Origin of the sequence: Halomonas jincaotanensis, assembly GCF_018448785.1 — a bacterium.
Lineage (GTDB): Bacteria > Pseudomonadota > Gammaproteobacteria > Pseudomonadales > Halomonadaceae > Halomonas > Halomonas jincaotanensis.
The window spans coordinates 157,166-171,632 of sequence record NZ_JAHCLU010000001.1 but is presented as its reverse complement, the minus strand read 5'-3'; the positions used below and the strand labels follow the sequence as shown (position 1 = coordinate 171,632).

Annotated in this window: 12 protein-coding genes; 1 reads left to right on the top strand and 11 read right to left on the bottom strand. The window is 61.2% G+C overall.

Translation table 11 applies throughout. The annotated features are described in order from the left end of the window. Positions 1-11 precede the first annotated feature (11 nt). The 9 genes from recO to rpoE all read right to left on the bottom strand — a co-directional run bounded on the left by recO (position 12) and on the right by rpoE (position 9,370). Positions 12-713 carry a DNA repair protein RecO gene (gene recO, locus KG088_RS00830; RefSeq protein ID WP_213823590.1) on the bottom strand — a complete coding sequence of 234 codons (702 nt, stop codon included), beginning with the start codon at positions 711-713 and terminating at the stop codon, positions 12-14. A gap of 1 nt (position 714) precedes the next feature. Continuing rightward, on the bottom strand, positions 715-1,611 hold the full coding sequence (gene era / locus KG088_RS00825) for a GTPase Era (RefSeq protein WP_213823589.1): 897 nt from the start codon (positions 1,609-1,611) through the stop codon (positions 715-717). Continuing rightward, the gene (gene rnc / locus KG088_RS00820) at positions 1,608-2,297 is read right to left on the bottom strand and encodes a ribonuclease III (protein ID WP_213823588.1); all 690 of its coding nucleotides are present in this window, start codon (positions 2,295-2,297) and stop codon (positions 1,608-1,610) included. The genes era and rnc overlap by 4 nt, the downstream gene beginning before the upstream one ends. Positions 2,298-2,343: 46 nt before the next feature. After that, positions 2,344-3,147, bottom strand: a complete 804-nt coding sequence (lepB, locus tag KG088_RS00815; RefSeq protein ID WP_213823587.1) for a signal peptidase I — start codon at positions 3,145-3,147, stop codon at positions 2,344-2,346. A 14-nt stretch (positions 3,148-3,161) separates the two neighbouring features. Next, the gene (gene lepA / locus KG088_RS00810; RefSeq protein WP_213823586.1) at positions 3,162-4,979 is read right to left on the bottom strand and encodes a translation elongation factor 4; all 1,818 of its coding nucleotides are present in this window, start codon (positions 4,977-4,979) and stop codon (positions 3,162-3,164) included. Between the two features lie 157 nt (positions 4,980-5,136). Then, the gene (locus tag KG088_RS00805) at positions 5,137-6,561 is read right to left on the bottom strand and encodes a DegQ family serine endoprotease (RefSeq protein ID WP_213823585.1); all 1,425 of its coding nucleotides are present in this window, start codon (positions 6,559-6,561) and stop codon (positions 5,137-5,139) included. Between the two features lie 141 nt (positions 6,562-6,702). Further along, entirely contained in the window at positions 6,703-7,668 is a 966-nt protein-coding gene (locus tag KG088_RS00800; protein WP_250147983.1) for a MucB/RseB C-terminal domain-containing protein, read from the bottom strand. Between the two features lie 120 nt (positions 7,669-7,788). Then, a complete protein-coding gene (locus KG088_RS00795) occupies positions 7,789-8,568 on the bottom strand; it encodes a sigma-E factor negative regulatory protein (RefSeq protein WP_213823583.1) in 780 nt (259 codons plus the stop codon). A 196-nt stretch (positions 8,569-8,764) separates the two neighbouring features. After that, on the bottom strand, positions 8,765-9,370 hold the full coding sequence (rpoE, locus tag KG088_RS00790; protein ID WP_213823582.1) for an RNA polymerase sigma factor RpoE: 606 nt from the start codon (positions 9,368-9,370) through the stop codon (positions 8,765-8,767). A 309-nt stretch (positions 9,371-9,679) separates the two neighbouring features. On the opposite strand from rpoE, the gene KG088_RS00785 reads away from it, so the two are divergent. Beyond that, positions 9,680-10,756, top strand: a complete 1,077-nt coding sequence (locus KG088_RS00785) for a 3-deoxy-7-phosphoheptulonate synthase (protein ID WP_213823581.1) — start codon at positions 9,680-9,682, stop codon at positions 10,754-10,756. Between the two features lie 131 nt (positions 10,757-10,887). On the opposite strand, the gene dinG is transcribed toward KG088_RS00785, so the two are convergent. Beyond that, positions 10,888-13,068: an ATP-dependent DNA helicase DinG gene (dinG, locus tag KG088_RS00780; protein WP_213823580.1), complete on the bottom strand. Its 2,181-nt coding sequence runs from the start codon at positions 13,066-13,068 to the stop codon at positions 10,888-10,890. Between the two features lie 6 nt (positions 13,069-13,074). Next, complete coding sequence (gene rhlB / locus KG088_RS00775; protein ID WP_213823579.1) at positions 13,075-14,358, bottom strand: ATP-dependent RNA helicase RhlB; 1,284 nt, start codon at positions 14,356-14,358, stop codon at positions 13,075-13,077. Positions 14,359-14,467 lie beyond the last annotated feature (109 nt).

Sequence of the window (14,467 nt, the reverse complement as noted above, 5' to 3'; positions counted from 1 at the left end):
TTTCGAGGGAATCAGTTTGGTTGGAGACGGCGGCGCGCCGCAAGCTGGCGCATCAGTTCACGCGAGCGCAGCGGGCGACTTCCCAGCAGCGGCGCCAGGGCGGCACGGGTCACGGCCTTGGCGGGACCACCGAGTCCGGGCTCGCCCCAGCCGCCACGGGCCAAAAGGCGCAGCGTACGACCATCGATGCCCGGCTCGCCAGGAATGAAGGCACGGGACGCGACATCGAAGCGATAGCGCTGCTGAGGGTCCAGCGCCAGCCCCTCGGGATCGGTGAAGCGGGGCTGACAATCCAGCGCCTCGAGAACCGCCACTTCCAGCCGGCGAAGCGAGGCTGCTCGCTTGTCGGGGCGCGGCAAGTCCTCAAGCAGTGAGGCGTAGAAGGCGAAAAGCTCGCCGACCGGGAATTCAATCGGCAGCACCCGGGTCAGCAGCTCATTTGCATAGAGGCCACAGAGCAGTCCTTCACCGGCCAGCAAGGCGGCCGAGCCGCGGCTCTCCATCAGCCGCAGGCGCTTGAGCTCGCCTTGGCCGATCCAGGTCAAATGCAGCGGCGCAAACGGTTGTAGTCGCCCTCGCGAACGGCTGCCGGGGCGCTGTACTCCCTGCGCCACGGCACGCACACGCCCATGCTCCAGTGTCAACAGATCCACCAAGGCACTGGTTTCGCGGTAGGGGCGCTTGTGGAGCAGGAAGGCCGGCTGGGGCTTCATATCAGTCTAGGTCGTAACCGAGGCTCTTCAACGCTCTCTCGTCATCGGACCAGCCGCGCTTGACCTTGACCCAGAGGTTGAGCATTACCTTGGCATCCAGCGCGCGCTCCATATCGAGACGCGCCTCGCGGCCGATACTCTTGATTCGTTCGCCATTCTCACCGATCAGGATCTTCTTCTGGCCCTGTCGCTCCACCAGCATCAGGGCGCTGATGTGGATGATACGCCCTTCGTCGCGGAACTCCTCGATTTCGACGGTCATCTGGTAGGGTATTTCGTCTCCCAACTGGCGCATCACCTTCTCGCGTACCAGCTCGGCAGCAAGGAAGCGTTGGCTCTTGTCGGTGATCTGTTCTTCGGGAAAATAGTGGACGCTTTCAGGCAGGTGACGGGTCAACTCGGCTTCGAGCTCCGGCACGTTGGTGCCATGCTTGGCCGAGATCGGCACGATGGCGGCAAATTCGCGCCGTGCCTCTATCGACTCGAGCCAGGGCAGCAGGCTAGCCTTGTCCTGGAGGCGGTCGACCTTGTTGACAGCCAGAATCACCGGCGCCTGGAGATGCTCGAGGCGCTGGAGTACCACCTCGTCCTCCTCGGTCCAGCGTGTTCGATCAATGAGGAACACCACCGCGCTGACATCACGCAGCGCCTGGGTGGCAGCCTGATTCATGAAACGGTTGATGGCCTTGTTGCGATCGCGGGTCTGGATGTGGATCCCGGGCGTATCGACATAGATGGTCTGCGCCTCGCCTACGGTCTTGATGCCCGTCACCTGGTGTCGCGTGGTCTGAGGGCGCCGCGAGGTGATGGAAATCTTCTGTCCCAGAATACGATTCATCAGCGTCGACTTGCCGACGTTGGGGCGGCCGACGATGGCCACGAAACCACAGCGTGTCATGGACGGGCTCCCTTGGGCTCTAGCTGCACAAGCGCTTGCTCGGCAGCCTGTTGCTCGGCGTGACGGCGACTCGCGCCCACCCCGATGGTATGAGTGTCGAGGATCTCGACATGGCAATTGACGGTAAACGTCTGGGAGTGCGCCTCGCCCTCCACCATGACGACATCGTAGAGGGGCAACGGAACCTGGCGCGACTGCAGGAATTCCTGCAGCCGGGTCTTGGGGTCCTTCTGGGTGTCCTGCAGGCTGATGGCTTCCAGCCGTTCGGCGTACCAAGAGAGCACACGTATCCGCACTGCTTCCATGCCGGCATCGAGATAGATCGCACCGATGACCGCCTCGACGGAATCAGCAAGAATCGACTCGCGGCGATGGCCACCGCTCTTCATCTCGCCCGAGCCCAGGCGAAGGTGTTCGCCGAAGCCCATTTCGCGCGCCAGTTCGGCCAGGGTCGGCCCCTTGACCAGCCTGGCCCGCAGCCGCGACAACTGCCCCTCGCGTGCCTGGGGAAAGCGCTGAAAGAGCGCTTCGGCGATCACGAAGTTGACGATGGAGTCGCCCAGGAACTCGAGACGTTCGTTGTTCTGCCCGCCGAAGCTGCGATGGGTCATGGCCAGCTCCAGCAGGTTCGCATCGGCGAAGGAGTGACCGAGAAGTCGGCTGAAGGTAGCGAGGGAGGTGCTCACGAAGCTCCTGAAATTGTCGTTGACGAGGGCATGCGGAAGATGCGGCTCAGTGGATGAGGCGAATGCTGGTAAAACTGGGCAATACGCCGTCCCAGCGCATCCATACCGCAAAGGCGCGGCCAACAATGTTCTGCTCGGGGACAAAGCCCCAATAGCGGCTGTCGTTGGAATGATCACGGTTGTCGCCCATGGTGAAATAGTGGCCTTCCGGCACCACCAGTTCACGCATCTGCGGTCCGAGTGAACGCGGACTGTTGTAAATGTGGTGCTTAACCTCACCCAGCGACTCGAGCAACAGCAGCTCTTCAGGCGCTTTCGTCGGCCCTTCCTCGATCAGGCGCTTGGGTACCGGCTCGCCGTTGACATAGAGTTGCTTGTCCTCATAGCGAATACGATCGCCCGGCAGCCCCACCACGCGCTTGATAAAGTTGACGGAAGGCTCATCGGGGAAGCGAAAAACCATCACATCGCCACGCTCGGGATCGTTCATGTCCACGAACTTGGTGTTGGTCACCGGTAGTCGCAGCCCGTAGGTGAACTTGTTGACCAGTATGAAATCGCCGATTTCAAGCGTCGGCCGCATGGACCCCGAGGGAATCTGGAAGGGCTCGACCAGGAAACTGCGCAGTACCAGCACCACCAGCAGCACCGGAAAGAAGGAGCGCGCATAGTCGACCGGCCAGGGTTCCTTCAGGGCCTTTTCGCGGGCAGGCTCGTCGAGTCCTTCCGTGGTGCCCGCTTCGGTGGCGGCAAGCCGTTGCCTTCGCAGGCCCCGCAGCCAGACCAGGTCCAGTAGCCAAACAAGTCCTGTGACGGCCACCGCCAGCACCAGCAAAAAAGAAAAGTTCATGCAGTCGTCCGCCCCTAGTCATTCACCTTGAGCACGGCAAGGAAGGCATCCTGAGGAATTTCCACTCGGCCGACCTGCTTCATGCGTTTCTTGCCCGCTTTCTGCTTCTCGAGCAGCTTCTTCTTACGGGTGATATCACCGCCATAGCACTTGGCGGTGACATTCTTGCGTAGTGCCTTGACCGTCGAGCGAGCCACGACCTGGCCGCCGATTGCGGCCTGGATGGCAACATCGAACATCTGACGAGGAATCAGTTCCTTCATCTTTTCCACCAGTGAACGGCCACGGCCATGCGCATGGTCGCGATGAATGATGACCGCCAGGGCATCGACCCGATCGCCGTTGATCATCACGTCCAGGCGCACCAGTTTCGCCGCCTCGAAACGTTCGAAGTTGTATTCGAGCGAAGCATAGCCCTTGGAGATGGACTTCAAGCGGTCGAAGAAATCCATGACCACCTCGGACATGGGCAACTCATAGGTGAGCTGGATCTGGCTGCCGAGGAACTGCATGTCAAGCTGGGTGCCGCGACGCTGTTCGCACTCGGTGATCACATTGCCCACGTAGTCCTGGGGCACCAGGATACTGGCCCGCACCACCGGCTCACGCATCTCTTCCACATCCGCCATATCGGGCAGCTTGGAGGGGTTGGAGACATAGCGTACCTCGCCGTTCTTCATGGCCAGTTCATAAACCACCGTAGGAGCGGTGGTAAGCAGGTCCAGGTCGTATTCGCGCTCCAGGCGCTCCTGGACGATCTCCATGTGCAGGGTGCCGAGAAAACCGACCCGAAAACCGAAACCCAGCGCGTCGGAATTCTCCGGCTCGTAGCCCAGCGAGGCATCATTAAGCGCAAGCTTTTCCAGGGCGTCACGGAAGTTCTCGTAATCGTCAGCGCTGACCGGGAACATGCCGGCATAAACCTGGGGTTTTACCTTCTGGAAGCCGGGCAGACGCTTGACGTCAGCGGTCTTGGCATGGGTGATGGTATCCCCTACCGGCGCGCCATGGATGTCCTTGATACCGGCTACTACGAAACCGACTTCGCCGGCACGCAGGATATCGGTTTCTTTGCGGGCCGGCGTAAAGATGCCCACCTCATTGGCCTGCCAGTCGCGGCCAGTCGAGACGATGCGAATCTTTTCGCCCTTCTTCAGGGTGCCATCGAACAGACGTACCAGGGAGACGACACCCAGGTAGTTATCAAACCAGGAGTCAATGATCAATGCCTGAAGCGGCCCGCCCGGGTCGCCCTTGGGAGGGGGGATGTCGCGCACCAGACGCTCGAGCAGCGCATCGATGCCGACACCGGTCTTGGCGGAAACCTGGCAGGCGTCGGTGGCGTCGAGTCCGATGATTTCCTCGATCTCCTGGGCCACCTTGTCCGGGTCGGCTTGGGGCAGGTCGATCTTGTTGAGCACCGGCAGCACCTCGAGCCCCTGCTCAATGGCGGTATAGCAATTGGCAACGGACTGCGCCTCGACACCCTGACCGGCGTCGACCACCAGTAACGCCCCTTCACAGGCATAAAGCGAGCGCGACACTTCATAGGAGAAGTCTACGTGTCCCGGGGTATCGATGAAGTTGAGCTGGTAGGTATGACCATCCTCGGCCAGATAATCCAATGTCACCGATTGCGCCTTGATCGTGATACCACGCTCACGCTCAAGATCCATGGAGTCGAGCACCTGCTCCTTGAGCTCACGATTGCTCAGTCCACCGCAGGTCTGGATCAAGCGGTCGGCCAGGGTCGACTTGCCGTGGTCGATGTGGGCGATGATCGAGAAATTGCGTATGTATTGGAGCTGTTCGGCGGGAGAGAGTCGGGACATCGAATTACTTCTGCCTGATAGGTTCGAGCCACGGCCGGCCACTTCTGCGAGCCGGCAGGCCCATGAATGCGCGCCATTGTAGCGGGATGCGGCGGCCAGATACAGCGACCCGGCGACAAATGCCGCCGGGTCGCTGTTTGCCGAGCGTGCGCGATGCTCAGTCGTCGCTAAGCCGCAGAGCAACGAACAGTGAGCGACCTTCACGATAGAGCCGCACCGGCACCGCCCGATCCGTAGGCAATGTCGAGGCCAGTTCGGCAAGCTGATCCGGACTCTCCACGGCACGATGGTCGAGGCTGACTAAAATATCGCCGGGCTGGATACCGGCCGCGGCGGCGGCCCCTTGCGAGTCCACCTCACGCACCCGGACGCCAGCGTCGATACCCAGTTGCTCGCGCTCGGCAGGCTCGAGTTCACTCACCGCCAACCCCAGACGCGCCTGCTGGCCCGGAACTTCCTGAGCACTGGCCAACTCGCCACCGGACTCGGGCCAATCGCCCACGGTCACTGTTTCCTGGCGCTCGTCCCCATCGCGTAGCACTAGCATCTCCACCTCGACGCCAGGCGTGGTGCGTCCGATCAGGCGCGGCAGGGTACTGGAACGATCCACCTCTTCACCGTCGACTTCGAGGATAACGTCACCGGCCTGCAGGCCTCCTTGCGCAGCCGGCCCCTCAGGGTCGAGGTCGGCGATCAAGGCACCACGCGGGCTCTCCATGCCGAAGGACTCGGCAAGATCACGCGATACAGGCTGGATCATGACTCCGAGCCATCCTCGACTCACACGGCCGTCATCGCGCAACTGGTCGGCGACTTCCATCGCCACATTGAGGGGAATGGCGAAGGACAGCCCCATGAAACCGCCGCTACGGGTGAAAATCTGCGAGTTGATACCCACGACTTCGCCGTCAAGATTGAACAACGGGCCGCCTGAATTTCCTGGGTTGATGGCCACGTCAGTCTGAATAAAGGGGACGTAAGCATCGCGCGGCAGCGTGCGATTGATGGCACTGACAATGCCGGCGGTCACCGAGGAATCGAAACCGAAAGGCGAGCCGATGGCGGCCACCCATTCACCCACTTGTAGAGTATCGGAGTCACCCAGCGTCAGCGTGGGCAGATCGTCTGCTTCTACCTTGAGCAATGCGACATCGGTACGCTCATCGGCACCGATCAGTTCTGCCTCCAGTTCGCGGCGGTCATTGAGACGAACGAGTATTTCGTCGGCCTCCTGGACCACATGCGCGTTAGTCAGAATGTAGCCATCCTCGCTGATGATGAAGCCGGACCCCAGCGACTGTCGCTCCTCGGAGCGCCCCGGTCCTGGCGTAGCCCCGGGTGGCGCGGGTAGTCGATCACCAAAGAAATGCCGGAAAATCTCGGGGATCTCCTGGCCACCAAAGCCCTGAAGCGAGTTCGGTCGCTCAATCGTGCGCGAGGTGGAAATATTCACCACGCCCGGCGCAGTTTCCTGCACCAGTTGCGTGAAATCGGGAAGATCACGCGCCATGGCCGATGCTGAGGTCAACCATGCGGCCAACAACAGCATCCCAAAAGATAGATGGCGGCTCATGCTTTTCATCAAGGACTCCTGCGAAGATGAGATAAGGGTTTTGTCACCAGTCGTTGTTCATCTTTTTTTTTACCAACTTGCTGCCAAAAGGTTCCGTCAGCCAGCGATGTGGCAACCGACAGTACACAGCAGCCACAAGATGCCGGTCTATCAGTCGGATTGAACTACTTTTTCGGAGGCTCGAATGTCGTCATTCGTCTGATTATCGCCATTCCATTGCAGCGTATCGGCGACACGCAACAAGACACGAGGTGGCAACTCCCCCATCACCACAACCTGACGACGCTGCCCGCCAAGATCACGATGGCGCACGGCAGCGTAGGAAATGCCCAGGCGATGCATGCCGGGCGAAAGAAAGATGGCGTCGTCAAGCGGTTCGACGAATAAGCTAAGGGTCGACAGACCATCACTGAACAGGCGGTGCACGACATCTTCATCATGTCTCGAGCTATTTGTTTCTACCGCTTGGGGCAAGAAACCTTCCGGCAGCCAGCCGGTACGCCAGGCAGCCTCTGGCGACACGCGCGGGATTTCCATCAACAGCTCACCCTGATAGAGCCGAGGGTTAACCAGGTCGGTAAACTGAAATGTCTCTATCGCCCGCCCTGTCTCGTCCTCCAGCACCTGTTTGAGGGGTAAGCCGGTGTCGGTATCAACCCAGAGGCGATGCCCAAGTCGCAGGCCATCCAGAGGATCGATATCGATGCGCAAGGTGCGACGATTAGCGATTCGCTCCTGCCCCCCCAACTGGAGGCGATAGAATTCGTCGAGATGATCGACAATATCGAAAGGTGACGCCGACGCATCGGTCCCATCTGCCCCCTTCAGTCGACCGATGCGTCCAGTGCGCTCCACCGCCACAGGAGGGCCATCGAGAAAGGTGATTTCCTCACGCTGAATGCCGTCCTGGACGACATGACTAAGCGACAGTGTCCTCACACCGTCGAAGCCGATGCGTACCGCACGCGCTTCGAAAACATAGCAATTGTTTGCCCACAGGCTGCGCTCGAACCATTCCAGAGCTGATGACGGTGTGGGCATAGCTTCCAGGTCACGACAGTCTACGCGATCACCGTCGGGCGAATCCTGCGCGGAAGCATGGATGGCGACGAACAAGCCTGCTGCGCCGATCAAGCCGGTCAGAATGACGGGGAATAGGTGGCTTTGCCTCATGAAATCATCCGCGGGGTCAATTCAATGCCGTGTCAACGACTCAATGAAGTATCAACGACCAGATCAGCGCTCCCCCAGAGACTCGCTGCCAGAGGCTCGCAACAGCGGCATCCAGGTATCACCGCTACGATACGCGGACCCTTCGGCATGGCGGTCAAGATAGGACTGCAGCAGGCGTGCCTGTTCCTCGTCGGCGCGCTGCGACTGGCGCGGACTCGGGGCCATGAACAGGGGATTATCGAGGCCGGCCGTGCCGAAGAAGGCACCATTAACACCGCTGCTCATTCCGCCAGTGCCCAGGCCTTGTCCCACCCCCACTGTCCTCAGACCCTGGCTTCCGGAGCTGCTTGCAGACCGGGACTGGAAGATCGGCAGATCCACCAATGATGGGCGCGTCGAATTATTGACGCTACCTCCATCGCCTGAGGCCAAGGAGGCAGGAGCCGACTGGGCACTTTCACCCCCGACTGCTAGTGTAGGATCGGAGCCGTCCGACCCAGTACCATTGTAGAACTGTGCACCGCCTATCACCATCAGTGAGACAGCCGCGGCGATGCCGGCACTTCGGCCGAACGGAATCGTACGGCGTGTCGAAGGCAAGGGAAGGTCGACGCGCGCGGGAGGCTGTTCACTATCGAGTCGCGTCATGATGCCCGCCGACAGATCCGTGGCCACGTCAACACCTGGCTCACGTCGCATCATGCTTCGCATCAAATGATAGCGTCGCCAGGTCTCAGCGGCGTCGGGGGAATCGTCAAGCGACTTGAGGACCCGACGCAGCTCGAGTTCATCACCTTCATTATCCATAAGGGCTGAAAGCGATTCCCGTGCGTTGTGACTCATTCTTAACACCTCGCATTCACAAGGCGCCCCGCCTTGTAGCCATTGACAACCTGGAAAACCAACATTCACCGCAACACTTCGTGATTGTCGATACGTTCCGATCCACCTCGGCAGATCGATTACCCCTTCTGACGTCGAGCAGGCCTGACAGTTCAGCCGTTCATCAAAAACCTTGCACTTTCCATCGACGCTTTCCTCATTCGGGGACCGGTTCACGATTACGCGCCGTGGTTACCAAGGGCTGAATGTGTTGATCGACCGCCTCCCGGGCACGAAAGATCCGCGAGCGTACGGTGCCAACCGGGCACTGCATGATGTTGGCAATGTCTTCGTAGGAAAGTCCATCAAGCTCACGCAGGGTAATGGCGGTTCGCAAGTCATCGGGTAGGTTTGCGATGGCTTCATAAACTGCCGACTCGAGCTGATCGCGAGCAATCGCCGCCTCGGGTGTCTCGGTATCGGCAAGGCGGCCACTGTGATCGAGGATCTCGGCATCAACGATATCGAGATCACTACCCGGGGGTCGCCGTCCCTTCGACACCAAGTGGTTCTTGGCCGTATTGATGGCGATACGATACATCCATGTATAGAAGGCGCTTTCGGAGCGAAACTTGCCCAGCGCCCGATAGGCCTTGATGAATGCCTCCTGGGCAACATCCTGAACTTCGGCATGATCGTGGATGTAGCGACTGATCAGACCCAGTATCTTGTGCTGATATTTTCTTACCAGCAGATCGAACGCACGGTTATCGCCCTGCTGAGCACGCTCAACGAGTTGTTGGTCGGTCTCCCTGTTGCCCATTCACTCCCTCCCTGGCAATCGGTGGGAAAAGCATGTCTCGCGCTGTCGTCGCGACCGGACCAATGAAAGATACATAGTGTCAACCTGAGGCCCTGGGGCAGCTGATAGTCGAAGGCTGGAGCCTGAAATACTCCAAGTGTTCCCGTTTCTCACGATTCCATCAAGCCAACCGCCTCACGGTGATGACCGCGCTCGGACCACTGAGGGCTGGGGCGAGTTCCTGATGATTGATTTTTGCCGTTGCCGCGGGTGATAGTAGGCGCATTGACTCACATTCGCCATCCGCGCAGATACTACACAGGTAGCACAATGTCCGAGCAGCAAGTCAACAATCTCAACGTTCTCGCACAGGACGTTCTGATCAGCCCCGAAGACCTGAAGCAAGCCGTCCCGCTCACTGCGTCGGCTGAACGCACTGTGATCGAAGGACGCGAGACGATACAGCGAATTCTCGATGGGCGTGATCCGCGCCTGCTGATGGTGGTCGGCCCCTGCTCCATCCATGATGTCGACGCGGCGCTGGACTACGCACGCCGCTTGCGCCGCCTGGCCGACGACGTCCAGGATAGTCTTTACATCGTCATGCGCGTCTACTTCGAGAAACCCCGCACCACGGTCGGCTGGAAAGGGTTGATCAACGATCCTCACATCAATGACTCCTTCGAGATCGAGGAAGGCTTGCACATTGCCCGCCGTCTACTGGTGGAACTGGCGGAAATTGGCCTGCCGCTGGCGACCGAGGCCCTGGACCCCATCTCCCCACAGTATCTGCAGGATTGCATCAGCTGGTCGGCGATCGGTGCCCGCACCACCGAGTCCCAGACCCACCGCGAGATGGCCTCGGGCCTTTCCTGCCCAGTCGGTTTCAAGAACGGCACCGACGGCAGCCTCGATGTCGCGGTCAATGCCCTGCAGTCAGTGGCTCATCCGCATAATTTCCTCGGCATCAACCAAACCGGCCAGGTCGCCATCATCCGCACACGTGGCAACGCCTATGGCCACGTGGTTCTGCGTGGCGGCAGTGGCAAACCCAACTACGATAGCGTCAGCGTGGCGCTTGCCGAGCAGGAACTCAAGAAAGCGGGCATCACACCCAATATCATGATCGACTGCTCGCATGCCAACTCCAACAAGGACGCAGCACTGCAGCCGTTGGTACTGGAGAACATCACCAACCAGATTCTCGACGGTAATCGCTCCATCATCGGACTAATGGTCGAGTCGAATATCGGCTGGGGCAATCAAAAGATCCCTGAAGATCGTAGCCAACTCAAGTATGGCGTCTCGATTACCGATGCCTGCATCGACTGGGAAAGCACCGAGCAAGCGTTCAGGGAGATGAATGCCAAGTTGGCTCCCGTGTTGGTGAAGCGTGCGGCGGCCTGAACCAATGACCGTCCCTCGAGCCCGCTCTATCGCGAGATCCCTGAGGGATAACGACAAGACCCGCCTGACGGCGGGTCTTGTTAGGGTTCATACCATTGGATCATGTTGTTGGCTCAATCCCTGAGCCCTGTCTATTGGTGCTTTCTATCTATCGCATGGCGGGATTCCTGGACGTCCTGCCGCACCCCATCGATCTCCCGCACGAAGGGCGGTAGCGCATCGAGCAGTGCCCGGCCGTAGCGACGCGTCAGCACTCGGCGGTCGAGCAGCGTGATACGCCCCGTATCGGTTTCCTTGCGGATCAGCCGGCCACAGGCCTGCACCAGTTTGATCGAGGCATCCGGGACACTGATCCGCATGAACGGGTTGCCGCCCCGGCTCTCGATCCACTCGGCAAGTGTCGCCCCCACCGGGTCGTCGGGAACCGAAAACGGCAGCCGGGTGATCACCACGTGGGTCAAATACTCGCCGGGCAGGTCGATACCCTCGGCAAAGCTCGCCAGGCCGAAGATGATGCTGCCTTCACCGGCATCGACGCGTGCGCGGTGGCGCGTGATCAGCTCGCGCTTGGGCAGGCGATCCTGTGCCAGTACCCGCTCGCGCCACGACGGGGTGAGCGCCTTCTCCACCCCTCGCAGCTGGGCACGCGACGAGAACAGCATGAGTACCGCCTCGCGCTCTCCGAGATCCTCCACGAAGGTCACGATGGCGCGCTCATGCCCCTCGCGATCGGCAGGGTCGGCGGCTTCGCGCGGCACGCTCAATACCGCCCGGGAGTAATCGAAGGGACTCGGCAGTCGCTGATAGCGATAGCGATTGGCCAGCCCCGCGCGCTCCTGCAGCCGTTCGAAGCGCCCCAGCGCGGTCAGCGTTGCCGAGGTGATCACCGCGCCATAGCAACTACCCCAGAGGGTCTTGGCCAGGGTATGCGCCGCCGAGACAGGGCTCGCCGAGAAGGTCAGCTCCGGCTCGCTGCCGAACCGCTCGAGGGTCAGCCAGCGGGCGCGCGGCGGCTCTTGCGGGTCGTCCACCTCGGTGTAGGCACGCCACAACGCGTGCGCCTCCACCGCCCTGCCGTGCAGCAGGGCGACCAATGGCAGCCAGACCTCGGCCTGCTCACGCGGCAGTCCGGTGTGCTTATCCGGGTCCAGACTCTCGCGCATGATATCGGCCATGCTCTCCAAGGTGTGCGACAGCTCGGCGACGATGGTGACCAGCGCTTCGGAAAGCGCCCGCAGCGGCTCGGGGATGCGCCCCATCTCGAAGCGCTGGTGGCGACTTGCCTCGTCATCGACGAGGCCGTCGGGACGACCGGCCAACTGGTGGCCCATGGCAAAAGCTTCGGAAAGCCTTGGCTCGAGCGCATCGATGGCCTGCGGCAGGCCGGCCAGCAGGCGCGCCAGGGTCGGCTGCACCGCGAGGGCGGTATTGAGCTCGGTCAGCGATTTCTTGAGCGTGCGCAGCCAGCGCAGCGCCCCGCCCACGGCAAAGCGGTGCGTGAAGTGCTGCAGCGCCTTCTCGGGCAGATGATGGCCTTCATCGAAGACGTAGATGCAGTCGCCGGGGGATGGCAGCACCACCCCGCCGCCCAGGGCGAGATCGGCCAGCACCAGGTCATGGTTGGCGACGATTACATCGGCGCTGTCGAGGTGGCGGCGCGAGCGGAAGAAGGCACAGGCCCCGAAGTGGCCGCAGCGGCGATTGGTGCACTGGCGGTGATCGACGGTAAGGCGGCGCCAGTGACTGTCCTCGATGGCATCGGGCCAGCTGTCGCGATCGCCCTCCCAGCGGCCGTTGCCATAGGCCTCGCCGAGCGAATGCACCAGCGCCTGGAAGTCGTCGCCGCCGCTGGCCAAGGACTGCTCGAAGAGCGACAGGGTGGGGTTCTCCTCACCGCCGTCCATGGCCTGGTCGAGGCGTGCCACGCAGACATAGCGCCCGCGGCCCTTTGCCAGGGCATAGTCGAAGTCGAGCCCGCTGTGCACCTTCAGGGAAGGCAGGTCCTGATGCAGCACCTGCTCCTGCAGGGCCACGGTGGCGGTGGCAATCACTAAGCGCTTGCCGCGCGCCTTGGCCACCGGCAAGGCAGCCAGCAGGTAGGCCAGGGTCTTGCCAGTGCCGGTGCCGGCCTCGAGCACGCAGACATGCTCGTCGCTGGTGCGCCGCCCGGCGTCGTCGGCCTCGATGCCAGCGAGAGTGCGAGCGATTTCGGCGATCATCAGCCGCTGCCCGTAGCGCGGCGTCAGCTCGAGACCCTCGAGTACCTGGCGATAGGCCGTCTGGATCTCGCCCCTCAGCGACTCGTCAAGCATGGGCCGTCAGAGCAAGCCTTCCGGTGGATGCTCGCAGGGCAGCTTGTCGTTGATGTAGCGCTCGATTTCCGGCAAGGAGAAAGCATCTTCCTCGCCGACGAAGCTGATCGACACGCCCTTGGCGCCCGCACGCCCCGTGCGGCCGATACGATGCACGTAATCTTCCGGATCTTCGGGGAGGGTGTAGTTGACGACATGGCTGACATCCTCGATATGAATGCCGCGCCCGGCCACGTCGGTGGCTACCAAGACCTGGATCTCGCCCTCGCGGAAGCTTTCCAGCGTCTTGATGCGCTGGCTCTGCGGAACGTCGCCGGACAGCATGGCGACACTGACGCCGGCTTTCCTGAGCAGATCGTCGAGCTTGCGCACCAGGTCACGGCGATTGCCGAAGACCATCACGCGATCGAAGCTTTCCTGCTTGAGGAGGTTGACCAGCAGTCGCTGCTTATCTTCATCGCCGACCAGGTAGACGCGCTGATCGATATCGGCGGCATTCTCGACCGTGACCTCGATCTCGACATGCGCCGGGTTGTGGGTCCACTGGCTCGCCAGCTCGAGGATATCCTCGGTGAAGGTCGCCGAGAACAGGAAGGTCTGGCGCTCTTCCTTCTTCGGCGTGTGACGGATAATGCGCTTGACGTCGGGGATGAAGCCCATGGACAGCATGCGATCGGCCTCGTCGAGGACCAGCACCTCGACCTGGGTCAGGTCGATATCGCGCTTCTCGTGGAAGTCGAGCAGCCGACCCGGCGTCGCCACCAGAATGTCGAGATTCTTGCCCAGGTTGTCGCGCTGCTTCTGGTAGTCCATGCCGCCGACTACGCTGGCGACGTTCAATGAGGTGAAACGCGCCAGCGCCTTGGCGTCCTTCTCGATCTGCAGCGCCAGTTCCCGGGTCGGCGCCACGATCAATGCACGCGGCGCACCCGGCTTCTGGGCATTTGGCGCTTCCTCCTCAAGGAAGTAGGCGAGAATCGAGATCAGGAACGCGGCCGTCTTGCCGGTACCGGTCTGGGCCTTGCCGACCACATCGCCACCCAGCAGGGTGTGAATCAGTGCCTCGGCCTGGATCGGCGTGCAATATTCGAATCCCAGGGCGTGGATGGCCCGCATCAACGGCAGCGGCAGATCGAAGTCATGGAAGCGCCACTTGCCTGCCACGGCAGGTACCTGAAACTGGCGAAGATCCCAGCCGGAGGACTGGCGACGGCGCGGTTTGCGACGACGTCGTTTGGGTTTGCGGTCCTGGGTCTGGGCCGGTGCGGTGGTCTGTTCCGACTCGCTCATAGGCTTGCTGTCTAGTCCGTTTCAGTGGATAGGATGTCTGGCATAAACCGCCATTGTACCAGCCAATCCAGTCAAGGGCGCCCCTGACACCGTGTCGTCATGAGGGATA

Coding starts and splice junctions, on each gene's coding strand:
- recO (WP_213823590.1), bottom strand. CDS start 713: ATGAAGCCCCAGCCGGCCTTCCTGCTCCACAAGCGCCCCTACCGCGAA.
- era (WP_213823589.1), bottom strand. CDS start 1,611: ATGACACGCTGTGGTTTCGTGGCCATCGTCGGCCGCCCCAACGTCGGC.
- lepB (WP_213823587.1), bottom strand. CDS start 3,147: ATGAACTTTTCTTTTTTGCTGGTGCTGGCGGTGGCCGTCACAGGACTT.
- lepA (WP_213823586.1), bottom strand. CDS start 4,979: ATGTCCCGACTCTCTCCCGCCGAACAGCTCCAATACATACGCAATTTC.
- KG088_RS00805 (WP_213823585.1), bottom strand. CDS start 6,561: ATGAAAAGCATGAGCCGCCATCTATCTTTTGGGATGCTGTTGTTGGCC.
- KG088_RS00795 (WP_213823583.1), bottom strand. CDS start 8,568: ATGAGTCACAACGCACGGGAATCGCTTTCAGCCCTTATGGATAATGAA.
- rpoE (WP_213823582.1), bottom strand. CDS start 9,370: ATGGGCAACAGGGAGACCGACCAACAACTCGTTGAGCGTGCTCAGCAG.
- KG088_RS00785 (WP_213823581.1), top strand. CDS start 9,680: ATGTCCGAGCAGCAAGTCAACAATCTCAACGTTCTCGCACAGGACGTT.
- dinG (WP_213823580.1), bottom strand. CDS start 13,068: ATGCTTGACGAGTCGCTGAGGGGCGAGATCCAGACGGCCTATCGCCAG.
- rhlB (WP_213823579.1), bottom strand. CDS start 14,358: ATGAGCGAGTCGGAACAGACCACCGCACCGGCCCAGACCCAGGACCGC.